General features: G+C 69.0%; 26 protein-coding genes. 13 read left to right on the top strand and 13 right to left on the bottom strand.

All coding sequences use genetic code 11. The features are described from left to right. Nucleotides 1-279 precede the first annotated feature (279 nt). The 7 genes from G3M57_RS23250 (at nucleotide 280) to G3M57_RS23280 (ending at nucleotide 7,132) form a co-directional block, all read left to right on the top strand. Complete coding sequence (locus G3M57_RS23250; RefSeq protein ID WP_056754492.1) at nucleotides 280-606, top strand: PadR family transcriptional regulator; 327 nt, start codon at nucleotides 280-282, stop codon at nucleotides 604-606. Next, nucleotides 603-1,169: a DUF1700 domain-containing protein gene (locus G3M57_RS23255; protein WP_056754495.1), complete on the top strand. Its 567-nt coding sequence runs from the start codon at nucleotides 603-605 to the stop codon at nucleotides 1,167-1,169. Before G3M57_RS23250 ends, G3M57_RS23255 begins: the two co-directional genes overlap by 4 nt. 10 nt (nucleotides 1,170-1,179) lie before the next feature. Beyond that, nucleotides 1,180-1,983 (top strand): GIN domain-containing protein, encoded by an 804-nt coding sequence (locus G3M57_RS23260; RefSeq protein WP_163233237.1) that lies wholly within the window; start codon nucleotides 1,180-1,182, stop codon nucleotides 1,981-1,983. A gap of 122 nt (nucleotides 1,984-2,105) precedes the next feature. Further along, on the top strand, nucleotides 2,106-3,536 hold the full coding sequence (gene tldD / locus G3M57_RS23265) for a metalloprotease TldD (protein ID WP_056754501.1): 1,431 nt from the start codon (nucleotides 2,106-2,108) through the stop codon (nucleotides 3,534-3,536). Between the two features lie 27 nt (nucleotides 3,537-3,563). After that, nucleotides 3,564-4,163: a cation efflux transmembrane domain-containing protein gene (locus tag G3M57_RS23270; protein WP_163233238.1), complete on the top strand. Its 600-nt coding sequence runs from the start codon at nucleotides 3,564-3,566 to the stop codon at nucleotides 4,161-4,163. Nucleotides 4,164-4,324: 161 nt separating this feature from the next. Beyond that, nucleotides 4,325-6,385, top strand: coding sequence for a TonB-dependent receptor plug domain-containing protein (locus G3M57_RS23275; protein ID WP_163233239.1), 2,061 nt, complete (start codon nucleotides 4,325-4,327; stop codon nucleotides 6,383-6,385). A gap of 105 nt (nucleotides 6,386-6,490) precedes the next feature. Further along, entirely contained in the window at nucleotides 6,491-7,132 is a 642-nt protein-coding gene (locus tag G3M57_RS23280) for a dihydrofolate reductase family protein (protein WP_163233240.1), read from the top strand. Between the two features lie 10 nt (nucleotides 7,133-7,142). On the opposite strand, the gene G3M57_RS23285 is transcribed toward G3M57_RS23280, so the two are convergent. From G3M57_RS23285 to G3M57_RS23295, 3 genes are all read right to left on the bottom strand, one after another. Then, a complete protein-coding gene (locus G3M57_RS23285) occupies nucleotides 7,143-7,865 on the bottom strand; it encodes a DUF4908 domain-containing protein (protein ID WP_230983839.1) in 723 nt (240 codons plus the stop codon). Nucleotides 7,866-8,356: 491 nt separating this feature from the next. After that, nucleotides 8,357-9,082: a beta-ketoacyl-ACP reductase gene (phbB, locus tag G3M57_RS23290; protein ID WP_056754509.1), complete on the bottom strand. Its 726-nt coding sequence runs from the start codon at nucleotides 9,080-9,082 to the stop codon at nucleotides 8,357-8,359. A 127-nt stretch (nucleotides 9,083-9,209) separates the two neighbouring features. Next, nucleotides 9,210-10,385, bottom strand: a complete 1,176-nt coding sequence (locus tag G3M57_RS23295) for an acetyl-CoA C-acetyltransferase (RefSeq protein ID WP_163233241.1) — start codon at nucleotides 10,383-10,385, stop codon at nucleotides 9,210-9,212. A 220-nt stretch (nucleotides 10,386-10,605) separates the two neighbouring features. On the opposite strand from G3M57_RS23295, the gene phaR reads away from it, so the two are divergent. Both phaR and G3M57_RS23305 read left to right on the top strand, forming a co-directional pair. Beyond that, nucleotides 10,606-11,283 carry a polyhydroxyalkanoate synthesis repressor PhaR gene (gene phaR, locus G3M57_RS23300; protein ID WP_056754514.1) on the top strand — a complete coding sequence of 226 codons (678 nt, stop codon included), beginning with the start codon at nucleotides 10,606-10,608 and terminating at the stop codon, nucleotides 11,281-11,283. 180 nt (nucleotides 11,284-11,463) lie between these two features. Further along, the gene (locus G3M57_RS23305; protein WP_163233242.1) at nucleotides 11,464-11,793 is read left to right on the top strand and encodes a hypothetical protein; all 330 of its coding nucleotides are present in this window, start codon (nucleotides 11,464-11,466) and stop codon (nucleotides 11,791-11,793) included. On the opposite strand, the gene G3M57_RS23310 is transcribed toward G3M57_RS23305, so the two are convergent. The 4 genes from G3M57_RS23310 to G3M57_RS23325 form a co-directional block, all read right to left on the bottom strand. Continuing rightward, complete coding sequence (locus G3M57_RS23310; RefSeq protein ID WP_163233243.1) at nucleotides 11,790-12,113, bottom strand: DNA-binding protein; 324 nt, start codon at nucleotides 12,111-12,113, stop codon at nucleotides 11,790-11,792. The genes G3M57_RS23305 and G3M57_RS23310 overlap by 4 nt on opposite strands. Nucleotides 12,114-12,350: 237 nt before the next feature. Beyond that, nucleotides 12,351-13,622 carry an acetyl-CoA C-acyltransferase gene (locus G3M57_RS23315; protein ID WP_163233244.1) on the bottom strand — a complete coding sequence of 424 codons (1,272 nt, stop codon included), beginning with the start codon at nucleotides 13,620-13,622 and terminating at the stop codon, nucleotides 12,351-12,353. Between the two features lie 163 nt (nucleotides 13,623-13,785). Further along, nucleotides 13,786-14,214: a hypothetical protein gene (locus G3M57_RS23320; RefSeq protein ID WP_057185556.1), complete on the bottom strand. Its 429-nt coding sequence runs from the start codon at nucleotides 14,212-14,214 to the stop codon at nucleotides 13,786-13,788. A 210-nt stretch (nucleotides 14,215-14,424) separates the two neighbouring features. Further along, entirely contained in the window at nucleotides 14,425-15,174 is a 750-nt protein-coding gene (locus G3M57_RS23325) for a glycosyltransferase family 2 protein (protein ID WP_163233245.1), read from the bottom strand. A 55-nt stretch (nucleotides 15,175-15,229) separates the two neighbouring features. On the opposite strand from G3M57_RS23325, the gene G3M57_RS23330 reads away from it, so the two are divergent. From G3M57_RS23330 to G3M57_RS23340, 3 genes are read left to right on the top strand one after another with little or no spacing between them, the layout of a single operon-like run. Continuing rightward, a complete protein-coding gene (locus G3M57_RS23330; RefSeq protein ID WP_163233840.1) occupies nucleotides 15,230-16,981 on the top strand; it encodes an ArnT family glycosyltransferase in 1,752 nt (583 codons plus the stop codon). Then, nucleotides 16,978-17,880 (top strand): hydroxymethylglutaryl-CoA lyase, encoded by a 903-nt coding sequence (locus tag G3M57_RS23335; protein ID WP_163233246.1) that lies wholly within the window; start codon nucleotides 16,978-16,980, stop codon nucleotides 17,878-17,880. Before G3M57_RS23330 ends, G3M57_RS23335 begins: the two co-directional genes overlap by 4 nt. Nucleotides 17,881-17,900: 20 nt before the next feature. After that, nucleotides 17,901-18,329, top strand: a complete 429-nt coding sequence (locus G3M57_RS23340; protein ID WP_163233247.1) for a hypothetical protein — start codon at nucleotides 17,901-17,903, stop codon at nucleotides 18,327-18,329. 37 nt (nucleotides 18,330-18,366) lie between these two features. On the opposite strand, the gene G3M57_RS23345 is transcribed toward G3M57_RS23340, so the two are convergent. The 6 genes from G3M57_RS23345 to cysS all read right to left on the bottom strand — a co-directional run bounded on the left by G3M57_RS23345 (nucleotide 18,367) and on the right by cysS (nucleotide 24,088). Next, a complete protein-coding gene (locus G3M57_RS23345; RefSeq protein ID WP_163233248.1) occupies nucleotides 18,367-19,293 on the bottom strand; it encodes a glycosyltransferase family 2 protein in 927 nt (308 codons plus the stop codon). Between the two features lie 11 nt (nucleotides 19,294-19,304). Beyond that, the gene (thrS, locus tag G3M57_RS23350; protein WP_163233249.1) at nucleotides 19,305-21,269 is read right to left on the bottom strand and encodes a threonine--tRNA ligase; all 1,965 of its coding nucleotides are present in this window, start codon (nucleotides 21,267-21,269) and stop codon (nucleotides 19,305-19,307) included. Then, nucleotides 21,266-21,520, bottom strand: coding sequence for a membrane protein insertion efficiency factor YidD (yidD, locus tag G3M57_RS23355; RefSeq protein WP_056754542.1), 255 nt, complete (start codon nucleotides 21,518-21,520; stop codon nucleotides 21,266-21,268). Before yidD ends, thrS begins: the two co-directional genes overlap by 4 nt. A 54-nt stretch (nucleotides 21,521-21,574) precedes the next feature. Next, nucleotides 21,575-22,036, bottom strand: coding sequence for an iron-sulfur cluster assembly scaffold protein (locus tag G3M57_RS23360; RefSeq protein WP_163233250.1), 462 nt, complete (start codon nucleotides 22,034-22,036; stop codon nucleotides 21,575-21,577). A 5-nt stretch (nucleotides 22,037-22,041) separates the two neighbouring features. Continuing rightward, nucleotides 22,042-22,503, bottom strand: coding sequence for an SRPBCC domain-containing protein (locus G3M57_RS23365; RefSeq protein WP_163233251.1), 462 nt, complete (start codon nucleotides 22,501-22,503; stop codon nucleotides 22,042-22,044). Between the two features lie 196 nt (nucleotides 22,504-22,699). Beyond that, nucleotides 22,700-24,088 (bottom strand): cysteine--tRNA ligase, encoded by a 1,389-nt coding sequence (gene cysS, locus G3M57_RS23370; RefSeq protein ID WP_163233252.1) that lies wholly within the window; start codon nucleotides 24,086-24,088, stop codon nucleotides 22,700-22,702. Between the two features lie 181 nt (nucleotides 24,089-24,269). On the opposite strand from cysS, the gene folE reads away from it, so the two are divergent. Next, nucleotides 24,270-24,911, top strand: a complete 642-nt coding sequence (gene folE / locus G3M57_RS23375; RefSeq protein WP_056754555.1) for a GTP cyclohydrolase I FolE — start codon at nucleotides 24,270-24,272, stop codon at nucleotides 24,909-24,911. Nucleotides 24,912-25,008: the final 97 nt, after the last annotated feature.

Below are 25,008 nucleotides of genomic sequence, written 5' to 3' on the forward strand. Positions count from 1 at the left end.
GTCAGGCGACGTGGAATCGAAGGCCGGCCCCGGCGTCTCTGGCCGGTCGCTGGCGTGCATACGCGCTCCAATCCCCGTTGCCAAGCGCCAGAGGCGTTCGCCCGGACGCCTTGCGCGGGCCTGAGGCGCCTCACCTGCGAACCGCTCTCAACAACGGGCATTTCAGCACGCTCGCGCTACGTACCATTACTAACATGTAATGACAGCTACCTTGCATTGGACACTACCTTGCGTCACAAGAGTGCTCAGCAACGGGCCAGGCTCGGAGACCGCAACGCCGTGACAGAAGCCATTGAAGTTCAACTGAAGAAAGGCGTGCTGGCGCTGTGCGTGCTGGCCCTGCTGTCGAAGGCCGACAGCTACGCCTACGAAATCGCCAGCAAGCTCGCCAAGGACATCGATATGGGGGAAGGGACGATCTATCCGCTGATGCGCCGCATGCAGTCGGACGGCCAGGTCGAGACCTATCTGGTGGAATCCCAGAGTGGTCCGCCACGCAAGTACTACCGCCTGACGCCGGCCGGTCGGGCCAGCTTCACGGCCCAGAAGGCCGAATGGGCGGCCTTCGTTTCCGCCGTCGACAACATCCTGGGAGCCGCCGCATGACGCGCGCCGAATTCCTCACCCGCCTCAAGCGCGGGCTGGCGGGCCTGCCCGCCGCCCAAATCGCCGACATCGTCGCCGACTACGAGGCCCACTTCAACGAGGCCCAGGAGGCCGGGCGCAGCGAGAGCGAAGTGGCCGCCGCGCTGGGCGAGCCCGAGCGCCTGGCCCGCGAACAGCGCGCCGAGCAGGGCGTTCGCCGCTGGGAGGAGACCAAGAACCCGTCGGCCGCCGCCAGCGCGATCTTCGCCGTCGTCGGCCTGGGCGCCATCGACATCATCTTCCTGCTGCCCCTGCTGATGGGCGTGCTGGGGACGCTGTTCGCCTTCTTCATGGCCGCGATCGGCATCTTCGTGGCCGGCGGCGCGGTGACCACGGTCGGACCGTTCGCCGGACCGCCCGGGGGCCCCGCCGTGGCCTTCCTGCTGGGCATCGGCCTGATGGCCGGCGCCACCGCCCTGGCCGCCGTCACCACCCTGCTGACCGTCGGCCTAGTCAACGGCCTGATCTGGTACGGCCGTCTCCACTACCGGCTGCTGAAGCCGGCCATCGAAACCCAGGTCTGAGGGGACCGCCATGATCCGCAACCTGACCATCGTCGCCGTCGCCAGCTTCGTGCTCTGCGTCGGCTGCTTCGCCGGGGCCTTCGCGCTCGGCGGACGCGACATCGTCAAGAACGGCTGGAGCTTCCCGGCCGACTGGAACATCGAAGTCAACGACGACAACGACCACATCCACATCGGGCCCGGCGCGTCGGTCGACAACGGCGAGACCACCACGCGGCAGATCGCCTGGAGCGGTTCGGACGCCCTGCAGGTCGACGTGCCGGCCGAGGTGATCTTCACCCAGGCCGCCCCGGGGGCCGGCGGCGGCGTCAAGATCGTCGGGCCCCAGCGCCTGGTCGACCGGGTGACCCTCGCGAACGGCCGACTGACCCTGCGCGACAGCGACGGCGACGGCGGCGTGGTCTCGATCCACGGCCACGGCGTCCATATCAGCCGCGACAGCGACCAACTGTCGGTCGAGGTCGTCGCTCCGGGCGTGCGGACCTTCACCCTGAACGGCAGCGGCGACCTCTATCTGAAGGCCTATGACCAGCCCGATCTGGTGCTGGAGATCAACGGCAGCGGCCGCGTCGAGGCCCAGGGCAAGACCCGGAAGGTCGACCTGAAGGTCTCCGGCTCGGGCGAGGCCGACCTGCGCAGCCTCGACACCGGCGACGCCAAGGTCGCCCTGGCCGGCAGCGGCGAGGCCCACCTGGCCCCGCACGGCGCGGCCGAGGTCGAGGTGGCCGGCAGCGGCGACGTCTACCTGACCAGCAAGCCGACCGTCCTCAGCTCCAATGTCGCCGGCTCGGGCGAAGTGCACCAGGACTGGTGACTGATGGGGACAGGCGCATGCGCCTGTCCCCAAGCCGCATCTCGGCCTCGCCTCACCTTCCCCGGCGTCGAATCGTCGCCGGGGTGATGACGGGGGCGGACGAAACGCTTACCTGTAACCCCATGACCGCTCCCATCACCGCCCCGTCCCTGCTGGCCTCGGCCAATGTCGATCCCGAGCGCGCCCGCGCCATCCTCGGCGAGGCCCTGGCCGGCGCCGACGACGGGGAACTGTTCGTCGAACGCTCCGAGAGCGAGTCGTTCGTCTTCGACGACGGCCGGCTGAAGAGCGCCTCCTATGATTCGGGCGAGGGCTTCGGCCTGCGGGTGGTGGCCGGCGAGACCGCCGGCTACGCCCATTCGGCCGAGATCTCGGAAGCCGCCATCGGCCGCGCCGCCGACTCGGCCCGGCTGGCCCGCCGCGGCTATGCCGGGGTCAGCGCCGAGGCCCCACGCGCCACCAACCAAAGGCTCTATGGCGAGGACGACCCCGTCGCCTCCCCCGCCTTCTCCGACAAGGTCGCCCTGCTGCAGGAGATCGACGCCTTCGCCCGCTCGCGTGATCCTCGCGTCGTCCAGGTGATGGCCTCGATGGCAGGCGAGCGCCGGGTCGTCGAGATCCTGCGCGCCGACGGCCAGTTGCTGCGCGACGTGCGCCCGCTGGTGCGGGTCAATGTCCAGGTCACGGTCGAGAAGGACGGCCGCCGCGAGGCGGGCACGTCCGGGGCCGGCGGCCGCGCCGGCTTTTCCGCCTGGATCAGCCCCGACAAGTGGCGGGCCCAGGTGGACGAGGCCCTGCGCATGGCCCTGGTCAATCTCGACGCCGTGGCCTGCCCGGCCGGCGAGATGGACGTGGTCCTGGGTCCCGGCTGGAACGGCGTGCTGCTGCACGAGGCGGTCGGCCACGGCCTGGAGGGCGACTTCAACCGCAAGGGCATCAGCGCCTTCTCCGGCCGTATCGGCGAGCGGGTGGCGGCCAAGGGCGTCACCGTGTTCGACGACGGAGCCATCCCCGGCCGCCGCGGCTCGCTGACCATCGACGACGAGGGCACGCCGACGGAACGCACGGTGCTGATCGAGGACGGCGTCCTGGTCGGCTACATGCACGACCGGATGAGCGCCCGTCTGATGGGCATGGCCGCCACCGGCAACGGCCGCCGCCAGTCCTACGCCCACATGCCCATGCCGCGGATGACCAACACCGGCATGCTGGCGGGCAATGACGATCCGGCCGAGATGATCGCCTCGATGAAGCGCGGCCTCTACTGCGCCAATTTCGGCGGCGGCCAGGTCGACATCACCAACGGCAAGTTCGTCTTCCAGTGCACCGAGGCCTATCTGGTCGAGGACGGCAGGATCACCGCTCCGGTCAAGGGCGCGACCCTGATCGGCGACGGTCCCAGCGCCCTCACCCGCGTGACGATGATCGGCAACGACTTCGACTTCGACCCCGGCATTGGCGTCTGTGGCAAGTCCGGCCAGGGCGTGCCGGTGGGCGTGGGCCAGCCCTCGCTGAAGATCACCGGCCTGACGGTCGGCGGCACGGCGGTTTAGGCAAGGCCGGCCTCGAGAGACTTCGCGATGGCGGCGGAAGACGGCCTTGGTCGCGCCATCCGGCTGGTGGCGGCGCTGAACCTGGCCTATTTCGGCGTGGAGTTCGCCGTCGCGCTGCACATCGGCTCGGTCTCGCTGCTGGCCGACAGCGTCGACTTTCTCGAAGACGCGGCCGTCAATTTCCTGATCTTCGCCGCCCTGGGCTGGAGCGCCAGGCAAAAGGCCCGGGTCGGCATGGCGCTGGCGGGCCTACTGCTCGCGCCCGCCCTGGCCTTCCTCTGGGCCCTGTGGCGCAAGTACGCCGATCCGGCCCCTCCCGAGGCGCTGCGCCTGACCCTGACCGGCGCCGGCGCCCTGGCCGTCAACCTCTATTGCGCGTTCACCCTGGCCCGGTTCCAGCATCATTCAGGCAGCCTGACCAGGGCCGCCTTCCTGTCGGCCCGCAACGACGCCCTGGCCAATGTCGCGATCATCGCCGCGGGCGCCGCCACGCTGTTCACCCGATCGCCCTGGCCCGATGTGGTGGTCGGCCTGGGCGTCGCCTGCATGAACATCGACGCCGCCAAGGCGGTTTGGACGGCCGCCCGCGGCGAGCACCAGGCGGCGCGAAACCAGCCGGCGCCCTAGGGTCAAGCCATTGGCTCGAAAGGGGAAAATGTTTCCCGCCCAGGTGATCGGCGGAAACATTTCACAAATGTAACCTACCTTTCGGTTTTGTAACTGGTTCCGGCGCTTCGGCGCCGACAGGGTCGCGGCCAACAAAGCGGGGGCTTTGGGGGGTCCGCGTCATGAGTCTTGCTTCCGTCGTCTTCGCCTTGGGCCTGGCCGCGCCCGAAGCCCAGGCCGCCGCGCCGCCGGCCACGCCCGCCGGCCTGCTCGCAGTCGCCGCGCCCGCCGCCGACGCCCAGCGCGGGGTGACGGCCTATCCGCCCGACTTCTTCGCCGAACAGCGCCCCAGCACCGCCTTCGACATGATCACCCGCCTGCCCGGCTTCCGCCTGGACCGCGGCGACGAGGCCCGCGGCTTCGCCGGCACGGCCGGCAACGTGCTGGTCAACGGCGAGCGCCCCACCACCAAGAGCGACAATCTGGAGGACATCCTCAAGCGCATCTCGGCCTCGGCCGTCGAGCGCGTGGAGCTGATCCGCGGCGGCGCCCCGGGCATAGACATGCAGGGCCAGACCATCCTGGCCAATGTGGTGATCAAGTCGACGGTGCAGGTCGAGAAGGTCGCCAACATCCAGACCTACCTCTACCCCGACGGGCTGTTCGGCCCGCTGCTGGAATTCCAGGCCTCGCGCCGCGACGGGATCAACGAGATCGAGGGCTCGCTGAAGGCCACCGTCGACCGCACCGACCAGACCTTCGACGGCGGATCGCGAGTGACCAGCTTCCCCGACGGCCGCCCGACGATCCGCGAAGCCGTCAAGGGCTATGACCAGATCCAGAACTACGCGGCGCGCGGCGCGATCCAGCGCGCCGCGCCGGGCGGCAAGATCCGGGTCAACGGCAAGATCGAGTACTTCTCGTTCGATCGCGACGTCGTCTACACCCGCTACCAGCCCAGCCCCGGCCGCCAGGACAGCGGCGAAACCAGCAAGGAATGGACCGGCGAGTTCGGCGCCCGCTACGACGCTCGGCTGGGCCCGCGCACCGACCTGCAGCTGGTGTTCCTGCAGAACCTGGGCGACGAGACCTACGGCTCGACCCTGGCCCTGCCCGGCCACGCCGAGGTCTATCGCGAGCGCGACAAAACGGGCGAAAGCATCCTGCGCGGCGAGGTCAAGCACCGCCGCTCCCAGGCCCTGTCGCTGGAGGGCAGCGTCGAGGGCGCCTACAATTTCCTGGACGGCGACATCCGCTACGACGTCAACGGCGCGCCGTTCGACATCGGCCCGCCGCACGTGAAGGTCGAGGAGCTGCGCGGCGAGGCGGCCGGCAAGGCCGTGTGGCGCGCCAATCCGAAACTGACGATCGAGGCCGGGGCGCGGATGGAGGTCTCCCGCATCACCCAGAGCGGCGGCGGCGTCGACGTGGAGCGCAGCTTCTTCTACCCCAAGCCCCGGGTGCTGGCGACCTGGAGCCCCAACAGCGTCGACCAGCTGCGGGTGCGGGTCGAGCGCGAGGTCGGGCAGCTGGACTTCGGCGACTTCATCGCCTCGGCCGACCTGGCGGCCGGCAGCCAGGACGGCGCCGACGTCAACCTGGAGCCCCAGCGCTCGTGGGTCGGCGAGGTCGCCTGGGAGCGGCGGTTCTGGGGCGCGGGCTCGCTCTCGACCACCCTGACCCACGCCGAGATCTCCGACGTCGTCGATTACAAGCCCCTGGTCGGCGGCGGCGACGCGCCCAGCAACATCGGCTCGGGCCGATCCGACCAGTTCGTGATCGCCCTGACCCTGCCGACCCAGAGGCTGGGGATCTCCGGCGGCCAGGTGAAGGCCCGCCTCAGCTGGTTCGACAGCGAGGTCACCGACCCGGTCACCTTCCACAAGCGGCGCATCACCAACGCCACCCCGTTCGTCTGCAACCTCAGCTTCACGCGCGACATGCCGGGCGGCAAGTGGAGCTGGGGCGCTTCCCGCAACTGCCCCAACGAGTACAGCCGCTTCCGCCTGGGCGAGGTCCGCACCCAGCGGTTCGAGCCCTATCTGGAAGGCTTCGTCGAGTGGAAGCCCAGCCCCGACCTGACGGTGCGCACCACCCTGTCCAACTGGACCTCGCGCAACGTCACGCGCGAACGGGTGATCTACAAGGGCTCGCGCGCCGACAACGTCGTCGACCGCATCGAGTACCGCTCGCTGCCGTTCGAGCCGTACCTGTTCATCCAGGTGAGGAAGCGGCTGGGATAGAGGGCGCCGGTCAAAAAACACGGCGGGCTTGTCGGGACGCGCCGCGCCTGGGCGTCCTTGGGAAGACCGCCTGCCCGGCCGGGCGGTGGAACAACGGAGATGGTGATGTCAAAGGTGCGCGTGGGAGGCTTTTCGATCTCGCTGGACGGCTTTGGAGCCGGCCCCGAGCAGAGCCTGGAACATCCCCTCGGCAAGCGCGGGCCCGAGCTGCACCAGTGGATGTTCGGTACGCGCTTCTTCCACACGATGATCGGTAAGGAGGGAGGCTCCGACGGCGTCGATCAGGCGTATGCGCAGCGCGCGATGACCGGATTCGGCGCCTTCATTCTCGGCCGCAACATGTTCGGCCCCGTCCGCGGTCCCTGGGTGGACGACAGCTGGAAGGGCTGGTGGGGCGCCAATCCCCCCTATCACGCGCCGACCTTCGTGCTGACCCACCATCCGCGCGACCCGATCGAGATGGAGGGCGGCACGACCTTCATCTTCGTGACCGACGGGATCGAGGCCGCGCTCGACCAGGCCAGGACGGCGGCCGGCGATCTCGACGTCAAGATCGGCGGCGGCGTCGAGACGGTGCGCCAGTATCTACGCGCCGGCCTGATCGACGAACTGCACTACGCCCTGTCGCCGGTCGTGCTGGGCCAGGGCGAGGCGATGTTCGCCGGCATCGACCTTCCAGCGCTGGGCTTCCGCGTCACCGAGCACCAGGCCAGCGAGCACGCCACCCACGTCGTCCTGGCCCGGTAGGCTGGCGCTGCTACTTGTTGACGATCTTGATGATCCGCTTCGACGACGGGCGGCCTGACAGGCCCTTGCCCGGCGCGTAGGTCACCGTCAGGTCGCCGCCTTTCAGGCTGGCGCCCGACTTGTGGCCCTCGGCCAGCAGCACGCGGGTGACGCGGGCCAACGGGCCTCGGCCGCCATCGCGGGCCATGCGCTCGAAGGCCTCGGCGGTGACCGTGGCGGTGTCGGCGACCAGGACCGAGGTGGCGGGGGTGGCGTCGTCGACGGTCTCGAACGCCACGCGGTGCTGGGCCGCGCGGCTGGCGCGGGCGCTGGCCTGGACCAGCCGCTGGAACAGGGCGTTGACCGAGATGAACGGCGGCGGCTGGATCGAGCTGGCCTTGCCCATCAGCGCCGCGGCGTCGCCGCCCGGCCGCTCGCGGGTGAACAGGGTCATGCCGCCCAGCTTGCTGGCCCGCAGCACCGGCTCGCCCAGCTCGTTCTTGTAGATGGTGTCGCCGCGCGGGGCCGGCTGGGGCGACAACACCCAGACCTCGGAGCTGTTCTCGAACTTCAGCAGCGGCTGGGGCGCGGCGCGGTCCAGGATGAACGCGTCGCCGGTCTCGGCGACATAGCGGGCGATCGGAGGAGCCGGCGCCTTGCGAGTCTCGCCACGGTTGCCGAAGAACGCGTCGCGCAGGCTGGACTGGGCGTTGGCCGCGCCGGCCGTGGCCGCGAGGGCGAACGCTAGCAGCATCGCGCAACGCCCTGGCCCCGTCATCACAGCCGATCGACTCTTCATCCCCAGGGTCATGCCTGGGGACTAGGGCGAATCTTGGACGCCGAAGACCTTGTTGCGGCCACGCAATTTCCCGAAGACGTCATGAAAAGCTTGGAAAGATTACCCCGCCGACCGGAATCTTCGAGCCGGCGGAGAGTCTTCGTCAAGTCGCCAAGTCTTTTTAGGGTGACCTGTGACCTTTGGGCCGCGGTCGGGGTCGGCCCTTGGTAGCGCTCCCCTGGGAGCCCGGTCGCGCGACACGCGACCGTCCCCAGGTTTGCCCCTGGGTCTGTGGGCAGCTGAAGGCCTGGGGCCGAATTCCTCGTCCTTCGACAGGCTCAGGATGAGGAATTCTACTCAACCGCCTTACCCGTAGCCCTCATCCTGAGCGTGTCGAAAGGATGAGGGCGGCGCCTCGACGCCAAACGCCAAACGCCAAACGCCTAACGCCTAACGGTCCACCGGACCTACGCCGCCATGTACTGGCCGCCGTTGAGGGTCAGGGTGGCCCCGGTCACGAAGCCCGCCCGCTCGCCGGCCAGGAACGAGACCATGTCGGCGATCTCCTCGCCCTTGCCCAGACGGCCGACGGGGATCCCGGCGATGATGCCGGCCAGGACGTTCTCGGGCACCGCGGCGACCATCTCGGTGTCGATATAGCCCGGGCAGATGACATTGACCGTGACGCCCTTCTTGGCGTTCTCCAGGGCCAGGGCCTTGGTGAAGCCGATCAGCCCGGCCTTGGCGGCCGAATAGTTGGTCTGGCCCATCTGGCCCTTCTGGCCGTTGATCGAGCTGATGTTGACGATCCGACCCCAGCCGCGATCGCGCATGCCCTCGATGACCGGACGGGTCATGTTGAAGGCCGAGTCCATGTTCACCCGGATCACTTCCGACCACTGCTCGTAGGTCATCTTGTGCAGCATGCCGTCGCGGGTGATGCCAGCGTTGTTGACCAGCACCTCGACTGGGCCCAGCTCGGCCTCGACCTTCTTGACGGCGGCGGCGCAGTCGTCGAACGAGCCGACATTGCCCTTGACCACCATCACGCCCAGTTCCTTGGCGCAGGCCGCGGCGGCCTCCTCGTTGCCGGAATAGCCGGCCGCCACCTTCATGCCGTCGGCGACGAGCCGCTCGCAGATGGCCCGACCGATGCCCCGGGTGCCGCCGGTCACGAACGCAACTCTCGCCATGTCTCTCTCCCGTTAAGGTCTCTTATCGTTGCACGCGACCGCCGACGGGGGACAAGCCCCCGCCGTCGATCGTCATGAAGATTTGGCCAACAAGCGTTTCCCGCCGGCCACGGCCTTCGCCGCTTCGTCAGACCGCCTCGACGCACAGGGCCACGCCCATGCCGCCGCCGATGCACAACGTCGCTAGACCCTTCTGGGCGCCGGAGCGCTTCATTTCGTGGACCAGGGTGGTCAGGATGCGCGCGCCCGAGGCGCCGATCGGGTGGCCGATGGCGATGGCGCCGCCGTTGACGTTGACCTTGGCCGGATCGAGGCCCAGCTCGCTGACCACGCAGAGCGACTGGGCGGCGAAGGCCTCGTTGCTCTCGATCAGGTCCAGGTCCGAAACCTTCCAGCCGGCCTTTTCCAGGGCCTTCTTCGAGGCCGGGATCGGGCCGGTGCCCATGATCTCGGGCTCGACGCCGGCATTGGCCCACGAAGCGATCCGGGCCAGCGGGGTCAGGCCGCGCTTCTTGGCCTCGTCGGCGCTCATCAGCACCAGGGCGGCCGCGCCGTCGTTCAGGCCCGAGGCGTTGGCGGCGGTGACCGTGCCGTCCTTGGTGAAGGCGGGCTTGAGGCCCGAAATGCCGTCATAGGTGACGCCGTGGCGGATGAACTCGTCCTTGTCGACGATGGTGTCGCCCTTGCGGCCCTTGATGGTCACCGGCGCGATCTCGGCGTCGAACCTGCCGGCCTTCTGGGCGGCCTCGGCCTTGTTCTGGCTGGCTACGGCGAACCTGTCCTGGGCCTCGCGGGTGATCTGCCACCGGGCGGCGATGTTCTCGGCGGTCTGGCCCATGTGGTAGCCGTGGAAGGCGTCCCACAGGCCGTCCTTGATCATGGTGTCGACAAAGCCCAGGTCGCCCATCTTCTGGCCGTTGCGCAGGCTCTGGGCGTGCGGGGCCTGGCTCATGCTTTCCTGGCCGCCCACCACCACGATGTTGGCGTCGCCGGCGGCGATCTGCTGCGCCCCCAGGGCCACCGCCCGCAGGCCCGAGCCGCACAGCTGGTTCAGGCTCCAGGCCGGGCTCTCGACCGGGACGCCGGCGTTGACCGAGGCCTGGCGGGCCGGGCCCTGGCCGGCGCCGGCCTGCAGCACCTGGCCCAGGATCACCTCGTCGACGTCGGCCGGCGCGATGCCGGCGCGCTCGACGGCGGCCTGGATGGCCACCTTGCCCAGTTCGTGGGCCGGCAGGCTGGACAGGGCGCCGAGGAAGGATCCGACCGGGGTGCGGGCGGCGGAAACGATGACGATGTCGCTCATGGCGAAGTAGCTCCCGTGACGTGTCTCAGGGCGTTCCTCGCGGACGCGGCGCCCTTGATTTTGCAGTGCAACATCACCTTGCACAAAGGTGCAGGGTTCGTCACGCGCACATTTTCACGGCTTGTTGCGGGATCCAAGCGCCGCCGGGACTGGCGCCATGCCTTTGCATTCGCGATAGTGCGATGCGAAAAGGCGGAATAACGCTGTCCTAGGGAACGAAATGTCCGAGAACACCGAAAACGGCGAAACGCCCTCGGCCAAGGCTGGAGAAAAGGCGGCCGGCCAAAAGGTCGTCATCAAGAAGTACGCCAACCGCCGCCTCTACAACACCGCGTCGTCTTCGTACGTCACCCTCGAGCACCTGTCGGACATGGTGAAGGAGGGGGTCGATTTCGTGGTCTACGACGCCAAGACCAACGACGACATCACCCGCTCGGTGCTGACCCAGATCATCTTCGAGGAAGAAAACCGCGGCGGCGGCCAGAACCTGCTGCCGATCCAGTTCCTGCGCCAGCTGATCGGCTTCTACGGCAACTCGATGCAGGCCTTCCTGCCCAGCTATCTGGAGATGTCTCTGGAGAGCTTCACCAAGCAGCAGGAGCGCATGCGCACCCAGTTCGCGGGCCTGACGCCCGGCGTGGGCGGGACCAAGGGCATGCCGGGCATGGGGGTCTATGAAGAGCAGATCCGCCAGAACATGGCGCTGTTCGACCGAGCCATGAAGATGTTCTCGCCGTTCGCCTACGCCCGGCCCGAGGATGCTCCCGCCGCTCCCGTCGAGCCGCCGCCCCCGGCCGCCGCCCCACCGCCCGCGCCCAGCGAGGACTCGCTGGCCGACCTCAAGCGCCAGCTGGAAGCCATGCAGCAGCAGATCGAGAAGCTGGCGACCAAGCCGTAGCGCCGTGCGTCCTTCGAGGCCGCTTCGCGGCGCCTCAGGATGAGGACCTTTGTTGCTCCGAATCCCTCATCCTGAGGTGCGAGGCGCAGCCGAGCCTCGAAGGACGCACCGCGTTCGCCACGATCCCTTAACCATGCCGGCTGACCCGTCCTTAACCGTCGTCGGCCACAACTCTTCACCATGAACGGCCCGATCGATCCCATCCGGCGCGCCCAGGCCGCCCGCCGGGCGCTGCCCGCGCCCCGCGACGCCGACCGTCCCGAAACGGACGGCGAGGAGGACGTGACCTTCGTGCGCGACGAGCAGCCGGCCGCCCCACCCCCACCGCCCCGTCGAGGCGCCTTCGCCACCTTCGCCGCCCACCTGATGGGCCAGAGCGGCCAGAAGCGCGGCCTGCGCGGTGGGCAGGAAGTGCTCGACGCGGCGCGTTCGACCTACCTCGGTACGGAATATTCCGGCCCGGCCGACCGCCGTCCCAAGGCCGGCCTGATCAAGAAGACCGAGGTCTAGCCCTTCAGGCGGGCGATCTCCGCCTCCAGCGCCGCCACCCGCGCCTCCAGCACCGCCACCCGCCGCTCCAGCGGTGGGACCTCGGCCGGCGGGGCCGCCGCATGGACGCCGACTCCGGCCCGCCGCGCGGCCTCGGCCAGCGGAACGCCCAAAAGCTCGGCGAAGGCGGCGATCTGGGCGGCCGTCAGCTCGCGCTGGTCCTTGTAGGCCAGGGCCAGTTCTTCACCCGTCATGCCGGCCACCGCGGCCAGGACCGTCCGCGACAGCCCGCGCTCGGCCAGCCGCGCGTCGTACCAGAGCTGGTCGAAGAACAACGCCATGGGCGAAGGCTAACGCAGGAGGCGGCCTTGGCGCCAGTCTTGCTTGGCGCGAGGCGGATCCAGACCTCGAGACCCATTCATGCTGCTGACCGCCGTGACTCGCTTCTTCGACATCGCCGTCGTGACCCTGATCTTCACGGCGTTGACCTAGCAGCGCCGGGGACATGCCCTTGCGGCGTGTCCCCAAGTTTCGCGGTGCGGCTGATGGGGACACGCCGCGAGGGCGTGTCCCCGACCCTAAGCGCTTTCCAGCAGCATCATCGTCCCCTGGCCGCCGTCGGCGCAGATGCTGACGATCGCCTTCTCGCCCTTGGGCCGGCTGGCCAGTTCCTTGACCGCCTGGGACAGGATCCGCGCGCCGGTCGCGCCGAACGGGTGGCCGAGCGCCAGGCTGCCCCCGGTAGGGTTCATCCGTTCGCGCGGGAACCGGCCCAGGTCGGCCTCGACTCCCGCCTTGGTCCGGCGGAAGGCCTCGTCCTCCCAGGCGGCGATATGCGACAGCACTTGGGCGGCGAAGGCCTCGTGGATCTCCCACAGACCGACGTCGGCGTAGTTGAGCCCGTTGCGGGCCAGCAGGCGCGGCACGCCATAGGCCGGGGCCATCAGCAGGCCCTCATGGCGCAGGTCGATCGAGGTGACCTCGTAGTCGACGATCTTCACGCGCGGCGTGGCCGCCGGCAGCCGGGCGAGGCCCGTCTCGGACGCCACCCAGATCGCCGCCGCCCCGTCGGTCAGGGGCGAGGAATTGCCGGCCGTCAGCGTGCCCTGGCCGCTGGTCTTGTCGAAGGCGGGCGAGAGCTTGGCCAGCTTCTCCAGCGTGGAGTCCTTGCGCGGGATCGCATCGCGCTTGAGATCGCCGACCGGGATCACCAGGTCGTCGAAGAAGCCGGCCTCCCAGGCGGCGACCGCGTGCTGGTGGCTCTCGAAGGCGATCTGGTCCTGGTCGGCCCGCGACAGTTTCCAAGCCTTGGCGGTGATCTCGGTGTGCTCGCCCATCGACAGCCCCGTGGTGCGGTTGGCCACCTTGGGGATCCACAGCTTCAGGTCCGACGGCTTCAGCCTGGCCAGATGGGCCAGCTTCTGACCGGGCGTCCTGGCCGCCTGGAAGCCCTTGAGCCAGTCGGAGAAGGCGATGCTGGCCCCCACCTGAACCTTGCTCATGCTCTCGACCCCGCCGACCAGGGCCAGGTCGCGGCCGCGCCCGTCGATCATGCCGGCGGCCTCGATCACCCCGACCATGCTGGTCGAGCAGGCCATGATCGTCGAAAAGGCTGGGATGGTCGGGTCGGCCCCGGCGTCCAGCAGCACCTCGCGGGCGATGTTGCTCCAGGTCAGGTTGGGGATCACCGTGCCCCAGACCGCGAAGTCCGGACGCCCTCCCTGCGCCAGCATGGCTTGCACCACCGGCACGGACAGGGCGATGGCGTCATGGGCCTTCAGCGGCCCGTCGGCCTTGGCGAACGGCGTGCGAAGACCGGCCGCCAGCCAAATGTCGGGTTTGGACGCCATGATCGTGATCCTCGATAAACGCTGGCCCAGATGTCAGCATGCCGAGGCTTGGCCACAAGGTCTTGTCGATTTTCGCTCGGGGACATGCCCTTGCGGCGTGTCCCCGTCGGCGGACGCGGCGCTTGAATTGGAGACACGCCGCAAGGGCGTGTCCCCGCCCGGGCTAGTGGCGCGCGTCGCTGAAGTCCATGTCGCGACGGGCCGAGACGATGGTGACGATGAAGCCGGCCAGCACGTCCAGCAGCACCATGGTCGTCAGCAGGAAGAACACCGAGGTCCCGAAGGCCGGGAACAGCAGGAACTCGACCAGGCAGCCGATGAACAGCACCATGGACAGCGAGTGGTTGATGATCGCGATCTTGCGGCTGGTCGTCGATTTCAGCAGCTCGACGAACAGGACCACCAGCGCGGCGGCGATCAGCAGGTCGCCCAGGCTGACGGCCCAGTCGCCCCCCGAGGTCATGTGGATGGTGAACAGCTGCTCGCCCAGGCGATACTGCGCGGCGTTGGCGGCGAAACCGCCGGCGAAGGTCAGGACGATCAGGTTGTAGACCAGCACCGGCAGGGCCAGCAGCGGAAACGCGGCGAACATGTTCTGGCTCTCCCCCGACGGCCGACCAAGAGGTTCAGGCTTAACGGGTTTCACAGATTCCCGGAAGGCGGCGCCGTTCGCAAGGTGGGCGGCGCGGCCCTGCGTCCTTCGAGGCCCGCTGCGCGGGCGCCTCAGGATGAGGAATTCAGTGCAGAGAGATCCTCATCCTGAGGTGCGCGCTCCTGAGCGCGCCTCGAAGGACGCACGCCCTCACGCCTCGTCCACGCCCTGCGGGTTGCGGGCCCGGGTCTGCAGCCACATCACGCCCAGCAGGTCGGACACCGAGGCCTTGAGGCGGCCGAAATTGGTGTATTTCGACACCCCGCTCTCGCGATGGCGGTGGTTCACTGGCTGGAATTCCACCTGATAGCCCTCGCGCAGCATCAGGGCGGGGATGTAGCGGTGGATGTGATCGAAATAGGGCAGGCGCAGGAAGGCCTCGCGGCGGAAGGCCTTGAGGCCGCAGCCGGTGTCGTTGGCGGTGTCCTTCAGCAGGCGCTTGCGCACCCCGTTGCCGAACTTGGAAGCGAAGCGCTTGGCCGAGCTGTCCTGGCGCTTGACCCGCTCGCCGCCCACCAGGGCCAGTTCGGGCGGAGCCGCCTTCAGGGCCCGGGCCAGGCGCGGCGCGTCGGCCGGGTCGTTCTGGCCGTCGCCGTCCAGGGTGATGACGATCGGCGCACGGGCGGCCAGCACGCCGCTGCGCACGGCGCGGCTCTGGCCCGAGTTCTTGCGGTGGCTCAGCACCCGCAACTGCGGGATCTCGGCCTTCAGCGCCACCAGCAGGGCCTTGGTGTCGTCGCGACTGGCGTCGTCGATGAAGATGATCTCGTGGTTCTCGCCGGCGAAGGCGGCGGCGATCTCGCGCGCCAGGGCGGGGGCCGCCCCGCCCTCGTCGAAAACGGGCACGACGACGGAATAGTCGGGCCCAGGGCCGGCGGAGACGGAAGCGGAGGCGTTCATCGCCCTCTCATAGCGCAAAAATAGCCTAAAAGAAGGATCGTGCTATTCCACCATGATGACGCTTGAATCTCGCCTGGATGACTGGAGCCGCGGCTGGCGCGGCCCGCTGTTCGCCGCCCTGGTGGCCCTGATCGCCGGCCTGCCCGGCCTGTTCGCCATGCCGCCGCTGGACCGCGACGAATCGCGCTTCGCCCAGGCCACCGCCCAGATGCTGGAAACCGACGACCTGGTGGTCATCAAGTTCCAAGACCAGCCGCGCTTCAAGAAGCCGGTCGGCATCCACTGGCTGCAGGCGGCCAGCGTCACCGCCTTCTCGGCCGTCGAGGACCGGGGCGTCTGGGCCTATCGCATCCCCTCGCTGCTGGGGGCCATGCTGGCCGCCGCGGCCTGCGCCTGGGGGGCGTCGGCCCTGCTGGGCCCCAAGACCGGCCTGCTGGCCGGCGGCATGCTGGGCGCGACGATCCTGCTGTCGACCGAGGCCTTCATCGCCAAGACCGACGCGGCCCTGTGCGGCTTCACGACCCTGGCCATGGCCGCCGTGGCGCGGATCTACGCAGCCCACCTGGCCGGCCAGCCGACCGGCACGGGCTTCAACCGCTGGACCAAGCTGGCCTTCTGGGTCGGCTTGGCCATGGGCGTGCTGATCAAGGGGCCGGTCGGGCTGATGGTCGTGGCGCTCAGCGTGGCGGCGCTGTGGATCTGGGACCGCAAGGCCCCGTGGCTCAAGGACCTGGGCTGGGGCTGGGGCCTGACCCTGGCGGCGGCCATTGTCCTGCCTTGGGCGATGATGATCACCGTCGCCACCGACGGGACCTTCTGGTCGACCGCCGTGGGCAGCGACCTGGCCCCCAAGCTGGCCGGCGGCCAGGAAAGCCACGGCGCGCCGTTCGGCGCCTACGCCCTGGGCGCATTCCTGCTGGTGTTCCCGGCCACCCTGCTGCTGCCGTCGGGCGTGACCCTGGGCTGGACCGGGCGCAGGGAGGCGGGGGTGCGCTTCGCCCTCTGCTGGCTGGTCCCCACCTGGCTGGTGTTCGAGATTCTGCCGACCAAGCTGGCCCACTACACCCTGCCCGCCCTGCCGGCCCTGGCCATGCTGATGGCCGCGGCCTTGCGCGCGCCGCTCGGCCGGATCTCGCGCTTGGTCGGCGCGGTTCTCTCGGCCCTGGCCGGCCTGGTCTTCGCGGCCGGCGCGATCTACCTGCAGGTCGAATACGGCGATCCGGGCGACTGGCCCGCCACGATCCTGACCGCCCTGCTGTTCCTGGCCTCGGGCGTGGTCGGCGCCGTGCTGCTGATGCGCGGGACCGCGGCCATCGCCCTGGTCACGGCCGGGGCGCTGGGGATCGCCGCCCACGCCGCCCTGGTCGGGCTGCTGGTCCCGCGGCTGGAGCCGCTGCTGCTGTCGCCGCGCCTGGAAAAGGCGCTGGAGCGGGCCGACCTGGCGCCCCGGGGCGGAGCGCCGGGCCCCGTGGCGGTCACCGGCTATTCCGAGCCCAGCATGATCTTCCTGCTGGGCACCACCACCGAGCTGACCGATCCGGTCGGCGCGGCCAGGGCCGTCGCCCAGGGCCGTCCCGCCGTGGTCGAGGGCCGCCAGGAGAAAGCCTTCCGCGCCGCCCTCGCCGCCCTGGGCCAAGCCGCCCGGCCGGCCGGGGTGGTCGACGGCTTCGACTATTCCGACGGCGACAAGGAGCGCTTGACGCTCTATCGCGGCGCGCCAGTGCGGGCCGACGACGAGGCGGACGGCGAGGCGGACGGCGAGACCGGCGAACAAACGGCCGAAACCCAAGCGGAGGCCCGCCCATGAGCCGCTTCATCCAGATCGTCGAGGTCGGCCCGCGCGATGGGCTGCAGAACGAGAAACTGTCCCTGCCGGTCGACGAGAAGCTGGATCTGATCCGCCGGCTGGAGGCGGCGGGCGCCCGCCGCATCGAGACCGTCTCGTTCGTCAACCCCAACCGCGTGCCGCAGATGGCCGGGGCCGAGGAGATCCAGGCCGCCCTGACGCCCGACCTGGAGCATTCGCGGATCGGCCTGGTGCTGAACATGCGCGGCTGGGACCGCTGCGCAGCCGCCGGCTGTGATGAGGCCAACGTGGTTGTCTGCACCACCGACGGCTTCGGCCTGGCCAACCAGGGCGCCACCGCCGCCCAGCAGGTCGACGCCCTGGCCGCCATCGTCGAGCGCCAGGCGGTGGAGGGCGGCCCGCCGATCACCGCCACGATCTCGGTGGCCTTCGGCTGCCCGTTCGACGGCGAGGTCTCGCAAGACCAGGTCGTGGCCATCGCCCGCGACGCCGCGTCGATGGGCGTGGCCGAGATCGCCATCGCCGACACCATCGGGGTCGCCGACCCGTGGACCGTCCGCCGGCGGATCGAGGCCGTGCGCGCGGCCGCCCCGGACGTCCGCCTGCGGATGCACTTCCACGACACCCGCAACACCGGCCTGGCCAACGCCTATGCCAGCGTCGAGGCCGGGATCGACGTGCTGGACGCCTCGGTCGGCGGCCTGGGCGGCTGCCCGTTCGCCCCGAACGCCACCGGCAACATCGGCACCGAGGACCTAGTCTACATGCTGGAACGGGCGGGGTTCGAGACCGGCTACGACCTGTCGGCCCTGATCGCCATCGGTCGCCAGATCAGCGAACGGCTGGGCAAGAGCGCTCCGGCGTCGTCCCTGGCCCGGGCGGGCGGGTTTCCGGCGTGAAGGGCAGGCCAAGCCTATCCATGAAGTGCGCTTTGATCGGCGCAAGCCTTCTGCTGTGCGGTCTGTCGGTGGCGAGTTGCGATCGATCCGAAAAGACGAGCCAGGATCCTGACCCGGTGTTCTATGGCACTCTGGTCAGTGTGAACGGACGGGCGGCGGCGACGGATAAGGTAGAGCTCACGCTTTGGCCCAGCTATTTTCGCGTGGCCGCAGCGTGTGGACTGGTCGCAAACTACGCCGATGGCCGTGTGACAGAAGTTCACGAGCCTGCTCCAGCGATGGGGCCATGTGCGGACCAGGATCTCAAAGATCTCCGGGAGGCGGAAGCCGTCATCCTGGACCATCCTCGAATCGAATATCAGGCCGAAAAGACGATGACTCTCAACGGTCGATCCGGCGGCGTCGCGGTTTTCGATCGCACGGGGTACATGGATTACCATCCTGAGTGACCGCCAGTTGCAGTCTCCGTACCTGTAATCGAGTCGGTTAAATCGGCCGTCCGGTGACCTTCCAGATCAGCGGCCGCGAGACGCTCATCAGCAGGATGGCCGGGGCCAGCAGGACGGCGATCACGTAGCGCTGGATCGTATCGGCCCGCTTGATGAAGTAGCGCGACAGGCCCACGCCCTTGTGGAACTCGACCTTCAGCGGGTGCTCCTGGCTGGTGTGGCCCAGGTGGATCACCTGGGCGGTCGGCTGGAACAGCACCTGGCCGCCGGCCTGGCGCGCCCGCCAGCACAGGTCGATGTCCTCGACGTGCAGGAAGTAGCCTTCGTCGAAGCCGCCCAGCAGTTCGAAGTCCTCGCGGCGCAGGGCGAAGCAGGCGCCGGAGATGGTCGGCATCGGCACGGGCGCCTCGGGCAGCGTCTCGGCCTCGCGGTGAATCTCGAACTTGGCCAGGCTCTTGAACACCGACGTCAGGTGGCCGAAGCTGAGCAGGGTGGTGACCGGCGTGACCTCGCCCCGACGCCCGCCGCGCTGCTCGCTGCCGTCGGTGTTCATCACCCGGGCCCCGACCACGGTGGGGACCGGCTGGTCCTCGAAGGCCGAGACCAGGGCTTCGACACAGTCCTGCTGCAGGTTGGCGTCGGGATTGAGAAAGACGATGTATTCGCCGCGCGCGGTCTCGGCCCCCATGTTGGCCCCCCGCGCGAAGCCGACGTTGCCGTGCCCCTGCTGCAGGACGACCCGGGCCTCGGTGCGGCCCAGGGCGCGCAGGCGTTCGGCCTCCTCGGGCGGCGAGCCGTTGTCGATGATCACGAACTCGTCGACCAGGGGCTCGGCCAGCACGTGCTCGATGCTTTTGATCAGGGCTTCTCCCGTCTGGTAGACCACCATGACCACGGAGACGCGCGGCCGGACCGGCCGCGCGCCCGTGACGAAGGTCGAATGCGAGGGAAGAATACTATTCATCAGGCCTGCACTTACGCCTCGGGCCGCGACGCGGCGCGATTACGGGCCAGGTCCGGCGGGGTCGCTTCCTCGGTCAGGACGCGCCCGGCGTCCTCCAGCGACAGAACCTTCTGCCCTTCGCCGCCCAGCCGACGCAGGGCGACCTCTCCGTTCTCGGCTTCCTTACGCCCGACCACCGCGATCACCGGCACTTTCGCGAGGCTGTGCTCGCGAATCTTGTAGTTGATCTTTTCATTCCTGAAATCGACCTCTGCGCGAATGCCCAGCGAAGTCAACCGATCGGCCACGCGCTGGGCGTAGTCGTCGGCGTCCGACGTGATCGTGGCCACCACGACCTGCACCGGCGCCAGCCACAGCGGCAGGGCGCCGGCGTAGTTCTCCAGCAGGATGCCGATGAAGCGCTCGAACGAACCCAGGATCGCCCGGTGCAGCATCACGGGCCGGTGCTTGGCGCCGTCCTCGCCGATATATTCGGCGCCCAGCCGCTCGGGCAGGACATAGTCCAGCTGCAGCGTGCCGCAGGTCCACTCGCGGCCGATGGCGTCCTGGACGATGAAGTCCAGCTTCGGCGCGTAGAAGGCGCCGTCGCCCTCGGCGATCACCGGCTCGACGCCCGCCAGCCGCGCGGCCTCGGCCAGCATGCCTTCGGCCTTGTCCCAGAACTCGTCGGAGCCGGCGCGCAGCTCCGGGCGCGTGGCCAGGGCGATGTACTTGGTCGTCATGCCCAGGTCGCCGTGGATCATCCGCGTCAGGCGGATGAAGCGCTCGGTCTCCTCGACGATCTGGTCCTCGCGGCAGAAGATGTGGGCGTCGTCCTGGGTGAAGGCGCGCACCCGCATCAGGCCGTGCAGGGCGCCGGACGGTTCGTAGCGATGGCAGGACCCGAACTCGGCCATGCGCATGGGCAGCTCGCGATAGGACCGCTGACCCACGTTCCAGATCTGCACGTGACCGGGGCAGTTCATGGGCTTGAGGGACAGGATCTCGCCTTCCACCGTCTCGCAGACGAACATGTTGGCGCGATACTTGTCCCAGTGGCCCGACTTCTCCCAGAAGGCCTTGTCCAGGACCTGAGGCGTCTTGACCTCGATATAGCCGGCGCGATCCAGCTGGCGGCGCATGTAGGCCTCCAGCGTCTGCCACAGCTTCCAGCCCTTGGGGTGCCAGAAGACCATGCCCCGGCCTTCTTCCTGCATGTGGAAAAGGCCCAGGGACTTGCCCAGCTTGCGGTGATCGCGCTTCTCGGCTTCCTCGATGCGCGTCAGATAGGCTTCCAGGTCGGCCTCGCTGGCCCACGCCGTGCCGTAGATCCGCTGCAGCTGGGCGTTGTTCTGGTCGCCGCGCCAGTAGGCGCCGGCCAGCTTGGTCAGCTTGAAGGCCTTGCCCACGTGCTTGGTCGACGGCAGGTGCGGACCGCGGCACAGGTCCTTCCACTTGCCCTGGTGATAGACCGTGATCGTGTCGCTGGCCGGCAGGTCGCGGATGATCTGGGCCTTGTAGGCCTCGCCCATCGCTTCGAAGTCGGCGATGGCGGCGTCGCGGTCGACCTCCTCGCGCGTGATCTTCTCGTCGCGGTCGACGATCTCGCGCATGCGCTTTTCGATCACGGCCAGGTCGTCCAGGCTGAACGGCTCGTCGCGCGCGAAGTCGTAGTAGAAGCCGTCCTCGACGTTCGGGCCGATCGTCACCTGCGTGCCGGGGAACAGCTCCTGCACGGCCTCGGCCAGCACGTGGGCCGTATCGTGGCGGATGGTATCGAGCGCCTCGGGAGCCTCGCGGGTGATGATCTCGAACTTGCCGCCGCCGCCCAGCAGGTCGGGCGTCAGCGGACGGTCCAGGTCCAGCAGCTGGCCGTCCAGCTTGATCAGCAGGGCCTTCTTCTCCAGCGACTTGGAGATCGAGGCGGCCACGTCGCGGCCGCTTGCCCCGTCAGGGTACTGGCGGGCCGAGCCGTCGGGGAAAATCAGGTCGATCATTCTTCACATTTCCACTTACGCGGCCCGCGGGGCGGAGGCGGCGGGTCATATCCCGAGCCGCCGAACGGATTGCATCGGCAGATCCGTCCCACCGCGAGCCAGGACCCCTTCAGGGGTCCGTGATCCTTGAGCGCCTGGGCCGCGTATTCCGAGCAGGTCGGCAGATAGCGGCACTGACGCCCGATGAAGGGCGAGAGCGTCGTCTTGTAGGCCCGCAGGCCCAGGTCGACGGTGCGTTCGTAGAGTGTCATGCCGGCGCTTTCGCGAACGGAGTCGGGACCTTATCGACTAGCGAAAAGTCGCGATCAAGCGGCGCCGGCGCGGCTAGTTCGGGTTTGGGTGTCGCCTGTGGCCATACGGACAGCCTCGACCGTGGCCTCGAACGCCAAAAGCGTCGAGGCATGACGGGCGGGATAGTCCTTGACCGGCTCCAGCACGGCGAGCTCCGCAAATCGACCCTCGGGAGGCGGGCCGCCTGACTTCAGCATAGCGCGCAAGGCGTCGCGGGCCAACTCGATCTCGGAAAGGTCGGCCCCGACCACCTGGGCGCCGAGGATGGCGGCCGAAGCCTGGCCCAGGGCGCAGGCGGCCACGTCCTGGGCGAAGTCGGCGACCTTGCCGTCCCGCACCGTCACGTCGACGACGATCCGGCTGCCGCACAGCTTGGCGGTCTTCTCGGCGCTGGCGTCGGGGGCGGCCAGCCGTCCGGCCCGGGGCATGTTGGCCACCAGGCCCAGGATGCGGGCCGAATAGAGGTCGTCGATCATGCCGCTTATGTGGGGGTGTTCTGGCGCTGCGACCAGAGGTGCTCGGCACGGGCCTTCACCGCCTCGCCCATCCGGGTGAAGGCGGCCCTCAGGCGACGGCGTTCGTCGCGGCTGACGAAGCGGACCAGCGGGCCCATGAACAGCTCGCCGTTCGAGAAGGTGGAGCCGATGTCGCTCATCTTCTCGATCTCCAGGTAACGGATCGCGGTCACGAAGCCCTTCAGCCGCTTGGTGCGCCAATGCAGTTGCTCATAGGGCACCCAGTCCTGGACCACGGCCTCGGCGGGCTGGGCCGGCGCGTCGCCGACCACCAGGTCGAAGCGCAGCGGCGTGCCGATGCGCATCTCGCCCTCCATGCGCGGGTGGACCGGGTTCCAGTCCTTCCAGGCGGCGAAGTCGGAGATCACTTCCCAGACGATCTCGGCGGGGGCCAGCACCCCGGTGCGGTATTCTACGGCGCGTTGCATGGGTGTCCGTCCAGCAGCTTTCAAAACCCCGCTCATCCCGGCGAACGCCGGGACCCAGATGGAATGGCTGTGCGGCGGACGCCAGGAGCGCCGCGCCCATCCAGTCATCCGCCCTCGCTCGAGGATCTGGGTCCCGGCCTTCGCCGGGATGAGCGGATTATGGATGTAATTTAGTTCGGCGCCAGTCCCAAAGCGCCTAGTCCTTCATCCGCCAGGTCGCGCCGGCCGGGCCGTCCATGACCACCACGCCCAGACCGTCCAGCTCGGCGCGGATGGCGTCGGCGGCGGTCCAGTCCTTGGCGGTCCGGGCCTCGACCCGGCGCTTGAGCAGGTCCTCGACCTTGGCCTTCAGGTCGTCGTCGGCGTCGCCCTCGAACCAGGCGTCCGGGTCGGCCTGCAGGAAGCCCAGCACGCCGGCCGAAGCCAGCAGCCGTCCCTTGTTGGCCGCGATCGCCGGCTCGTCGCCCGCCGTCACCGCCCGCTCGATGGCGCTGGACAGCTCGAAGAAGCCCGACACGGCCAACGGCGTGTTGAGATCGTCCGACAGGGCGGCCAGCACCTCGTCCGACGGCTCGGACTCGCCGGCTTCGACGGTCTTGGCGCGGCGCAGGGCGCCGTACAGGCGGTCCAGCGCCTTCTTGCTCTGCTCGACCAGCTCCGGCGTCCAGTCCAGCGGCTGGCGGTAGTGACCCGACAGCAGCGCCCAGCGGATCACCTCGCCCGGCGTGGTCTTCAGCAGCTCGTGCGGAATGATCACGTTGCCCAGGCTTTTCGACATCTTCTCCCCCGACATGTCGAGGAAGCCGTTGTGCAGCCAGTAGTTGGCCAGGACCGGCTGGTCGTGGGCGCAGCGGCTCTGGGCCAGCTCGTTCTCGTGGTGCGGGAAGGTCAGGTCGATGCCGCCGCCGTGGATGTCGATGGTCCGGCCCAGCGCCTTGTCGATCATGGCCGAGCACTCGATGTGCCAGCCCGGCCGGCCCGCGCCCCAGGGGCTGTCCCACTCGGGCTCGTTCTCCTTGGACGGCTTCCACAGCACGAAGTCGGCCGGATGGCGCTTGTACGGCGCGACCTCGACCCGGGCCCCGGCGATCATGTCGTCCAGGTCGCGGCCCGACAGCTGGCCGTAGTCGGCGAAGGCCTGGGTGTCGAACAGCACGTGGCCCTCGGCGGCGTAGGCCGAGCCGTTGTCGACCAGCTGGCCGATCATCTCGACGATCGGGCCCATGTGCTCGGTGGCCTTGGGCTCCAGGGTCGGGCGCAGGGCCAGCAGGGCGTCGGCGTCCTGGTGGTAGGCGGCCAGGTAGCGTTCGGTGATCACCTTGATCGCCACGCCCTCGGCCGTGGCCTTGGCGTTGATCTTGTCGTCCACGTCGGTGACGTTGCGGGCGTAGACCACCGCATCCTCGCCATAGACGTGGCGCAGCAGGCGGAACAGCACGTCGAACACCACGACGGGGCGGAAATTGCCGATATGGGCGTGGTTGTAGACCGTCGGCCCGCAGACATACATCGTCACCCGGCTCGGATCGGCGGGGGCGAAGTCGCGCTTCTCGCGCGCCATGGTGTCGTACAGCTTGATGGTCATGGGAACGGGGCGGCCTGACGTCGCGGGAGTGTTGCGGGGATACGGATTGGCCCCATATAACGAGAGCACGCGCGCACGACCATGGTTGAAATGGCTCAAGGCGCGCGACGGGTGGCACGCGTAATTCCAGGGCGAAAGGCGTCCTGGCGCAACTCAGCCCGTGGAAAGACCCTTCCCGCACATGGACGCCCTGACCCGCGAGCGAACCCTGATCGGCCTCGGCAGCGATACCGGTCTTGATCTTGAACCCGCCCAGCGCCCCACCCGAGACGAGGCCATGGCCGCCGTCCGGACCCTGCTGGCCTGGGCCGGCGACAACCCCGACCGCGAAGGCCTGCTCGACACGCCCCAGCGGGTGGTCGACGCCTATGGCGAATGGTTCGCCGGCTATGGCGGCGACCCGGCCGTCGAGCTGTCGCGCACCTTCGAGGACGTGCAGGGCTATGACGACATGGTCATGCTGCGCGGCATCGACGTGCAGAGCCACTGCGAGCACCACATGGCGCCGTTCCTGGGCAAGGCCTGGGTGGCCTACATGCCGACCGGCAAGGTCGTGGGCCTGTCCAAGCTGGCGCGGCTGGTCGAGATCTTCGCCAAGCGTCTCCAGACCCAGGAGACCATGACCATGCAGATCGCCGACTCGATCGAGGACCACCTCAGCGCCGCCGGCGTCGCCGTGCTGATCGACGCCGAGCACCAGTGCATGTCGACGCGCGGCGTGCGCCACCACGACGTCTCGACCATCACCACCCAGTTCCGCGGCGTGTTCAAGACCGACAAGATCCTGCAGCAGCGCTTCATGGACCTGGCGGCGCGGAGGTAGTACGCCCTCGGCCAGGGACGCGCCCTCGCGGCGTGTCCCTTGAAGCCCAGCCACGACTTGGGGACACGCCGCAAGGGCGCGTCCCCGACCGGGAGCC

This window comes from Caulobacter rhizosphaerae (assembly GCF_010977555.1).
Taxonomy (GTDB): domain Bacteria; phylum Pseudomonadota; class Alphaproteobacteria; order Caulobacterales; family Caulobacteraceae; genus Caulobacter; species Caulobacter rhizosphaerae.

Coding starts and splice junctions, on each gene's coding strand:
- G3M57_RS23255 (WP_056754495.1), top strand. CDS start 603: ATGACGCGCGCCGAATTCCTCACCCGCCTCAAGCGCGGGCTGGCGGGC.
- G3M57_RS23260 (WP_163233237.1), top strand. CDS start 1,180: ATGATCCGCAACCTGACCATCGTCGCCGTCGCCAGCTTCGTGCTCTGC.
- tldD (WP_056754501.1), top strand. CDS start 2,106: ATGACCGCTCCCATCACCGCCCCGTCCCTGCTGGCCTCGGCCAATGTC.
- G3M57_RS23270 (WP_163233238.1), top strand. CDS start 3,564: ATGGCGGCGGAAGACGGCCTTGGTCGCGCCATCCGGCTGGTGGCGGCG.
- G3M57_RS23275 (WP_163233239.1), top strand. CDS start 4,325: ATGAGTCTTGCTTCCGTCGTCTTCGCCTTGGGCCTGGCCGCGCCCGAA.
- G3M57_RS23280 (WP_163233240.1), top strand. CDS start 6,491: ATGTCAAAGGTGCGCGTGGGAGGCTTTTCGATCTCGCTGGACGGCTTT.
- G3M57_RS23285 (WP_230983839.1), bottom strand. CDS start 7,865: ATGCTGCTAGCGTTCGCCCTCGCGGCCACGGCCGGCGCGGCCAACGCC.
- phbB (WP_056754509.1), bottom strand. CDS start 9,082: ATGGCGAGAGTTGCGTTCGTGACCGGCGGCACCCGGGGCATCGGTCGG.
- G3M57_RS23295 (WP_163233241.1), bottom strand. CDS start 10,385: ATGAGCGACATCGTCATCGTTTCCGCCGCCCGCACCCCGGTCGGATCC.
- phaR (WP_056754514.1), top strand. CDS start 10,606: ATGTCCGAGAACACCGAAAACGGCGAAACGCCCTCGGCCAAGGCTGGA.
- G3M57_RS23305 (WP_163233242.1), top strand. CDS start 11,464: ATGAACGGCCCGATCGATCCCATCCGGCGCGCCCAGGCCGCCCGCCGG.
- G3M57_RS23310 (WP_163233243.1), bottom strand. CDS start 12,113: ATGGCGTTGTTCTTCGACCAGCTCTGGTACGACGCGCGGCTGGCCGAG.
- G3M57_RS23315 (WP_163233244.1), bottom strand. CDS start 13,622: ATGGCGTCCAAACCCGACATTTGGCTGGCGGCCGGTCTTCGCACGCCG.
- G3M57_RS23320 (WP_057185556.1), bottom strand. CDS start 14,214: ATGTTCGCCGCGTTTCCGCTGCTGGCCCTGCCGGTGCTGGTCTACAAC.
- G3M57_RS23325 (WP_163233245.1), bottom strand. CDS start 15,174: ATGAACGCCTCCGCTTCCGTCTCCGCCGGCCCTGGGCCCGACTATTCC.
- G3M57_RS23330 (WP_163233840.1), top strand. CDS start 15,230: ATGACGCTTGAATCTCGCCTGGATGACTGGAGCCGCGGCTGGCGCGGC.
- G3M57_RS23335 (WP_163233246.1), top strand. CDS start 16,978: ATGAGCCGCTTCATCCAGATCGTCGAGGTCGGCCCGCGCGATGGGCTG.
- G3M57_RS23340 (WP_163233247.1), top strand. CDS start 17,901: ATGAAGTGCGCTTTGATCGGCGCAAGCCTTCTGCTGTGCGGTCTGTCG.
- G3M57_RS23345 (WP_163233248.1), bottom strand. CDS start 19,293: ATGAATAGTATTCTTCCCTCGCATTCGACCTTCGTCACGGGCGCGCGG.
- thrS (WP_163233249.1), bottom strand. CDS start 21,269: ATGATCGACCTGATTTTCCCCGACGGCTCGGCCCGCCAGTACCCTGAC.
- yidD (WP_056754542.1), bottom strand. CDS start 21,520: ATGACACTCTACGAACGCACCGTCGACCTGGGCCTGCGGGCCTACAAG.
- G3M57_RS23360 (WP_163233250.1), bottom strand. CDS start 22,036: ATGATCGACGACCTCTATTCGGCCCGCATCCTGGGCCTGGTGGCCAAC.
- G3M57_RS23365 (WP_163233251.1), bottom strand. CDS start 22,503: ATGCAACGCGCCGTAGAATACCGCACCGGGGTGCTGGCCCCCGCCGAG.
- cysS (WP_163233252.1), bottom strand. CDS start 24,088: ATGACCATCAAGCTGTACGACACCATGGCGCGCGAGAAGCGCGACTTC.
- folE (WP_056754555.1), top strand. CDS start 24,270: ATGGACGCCCTGACCCGCGAGCGAACCCTGATCGGCCTCGGCAGCGAT.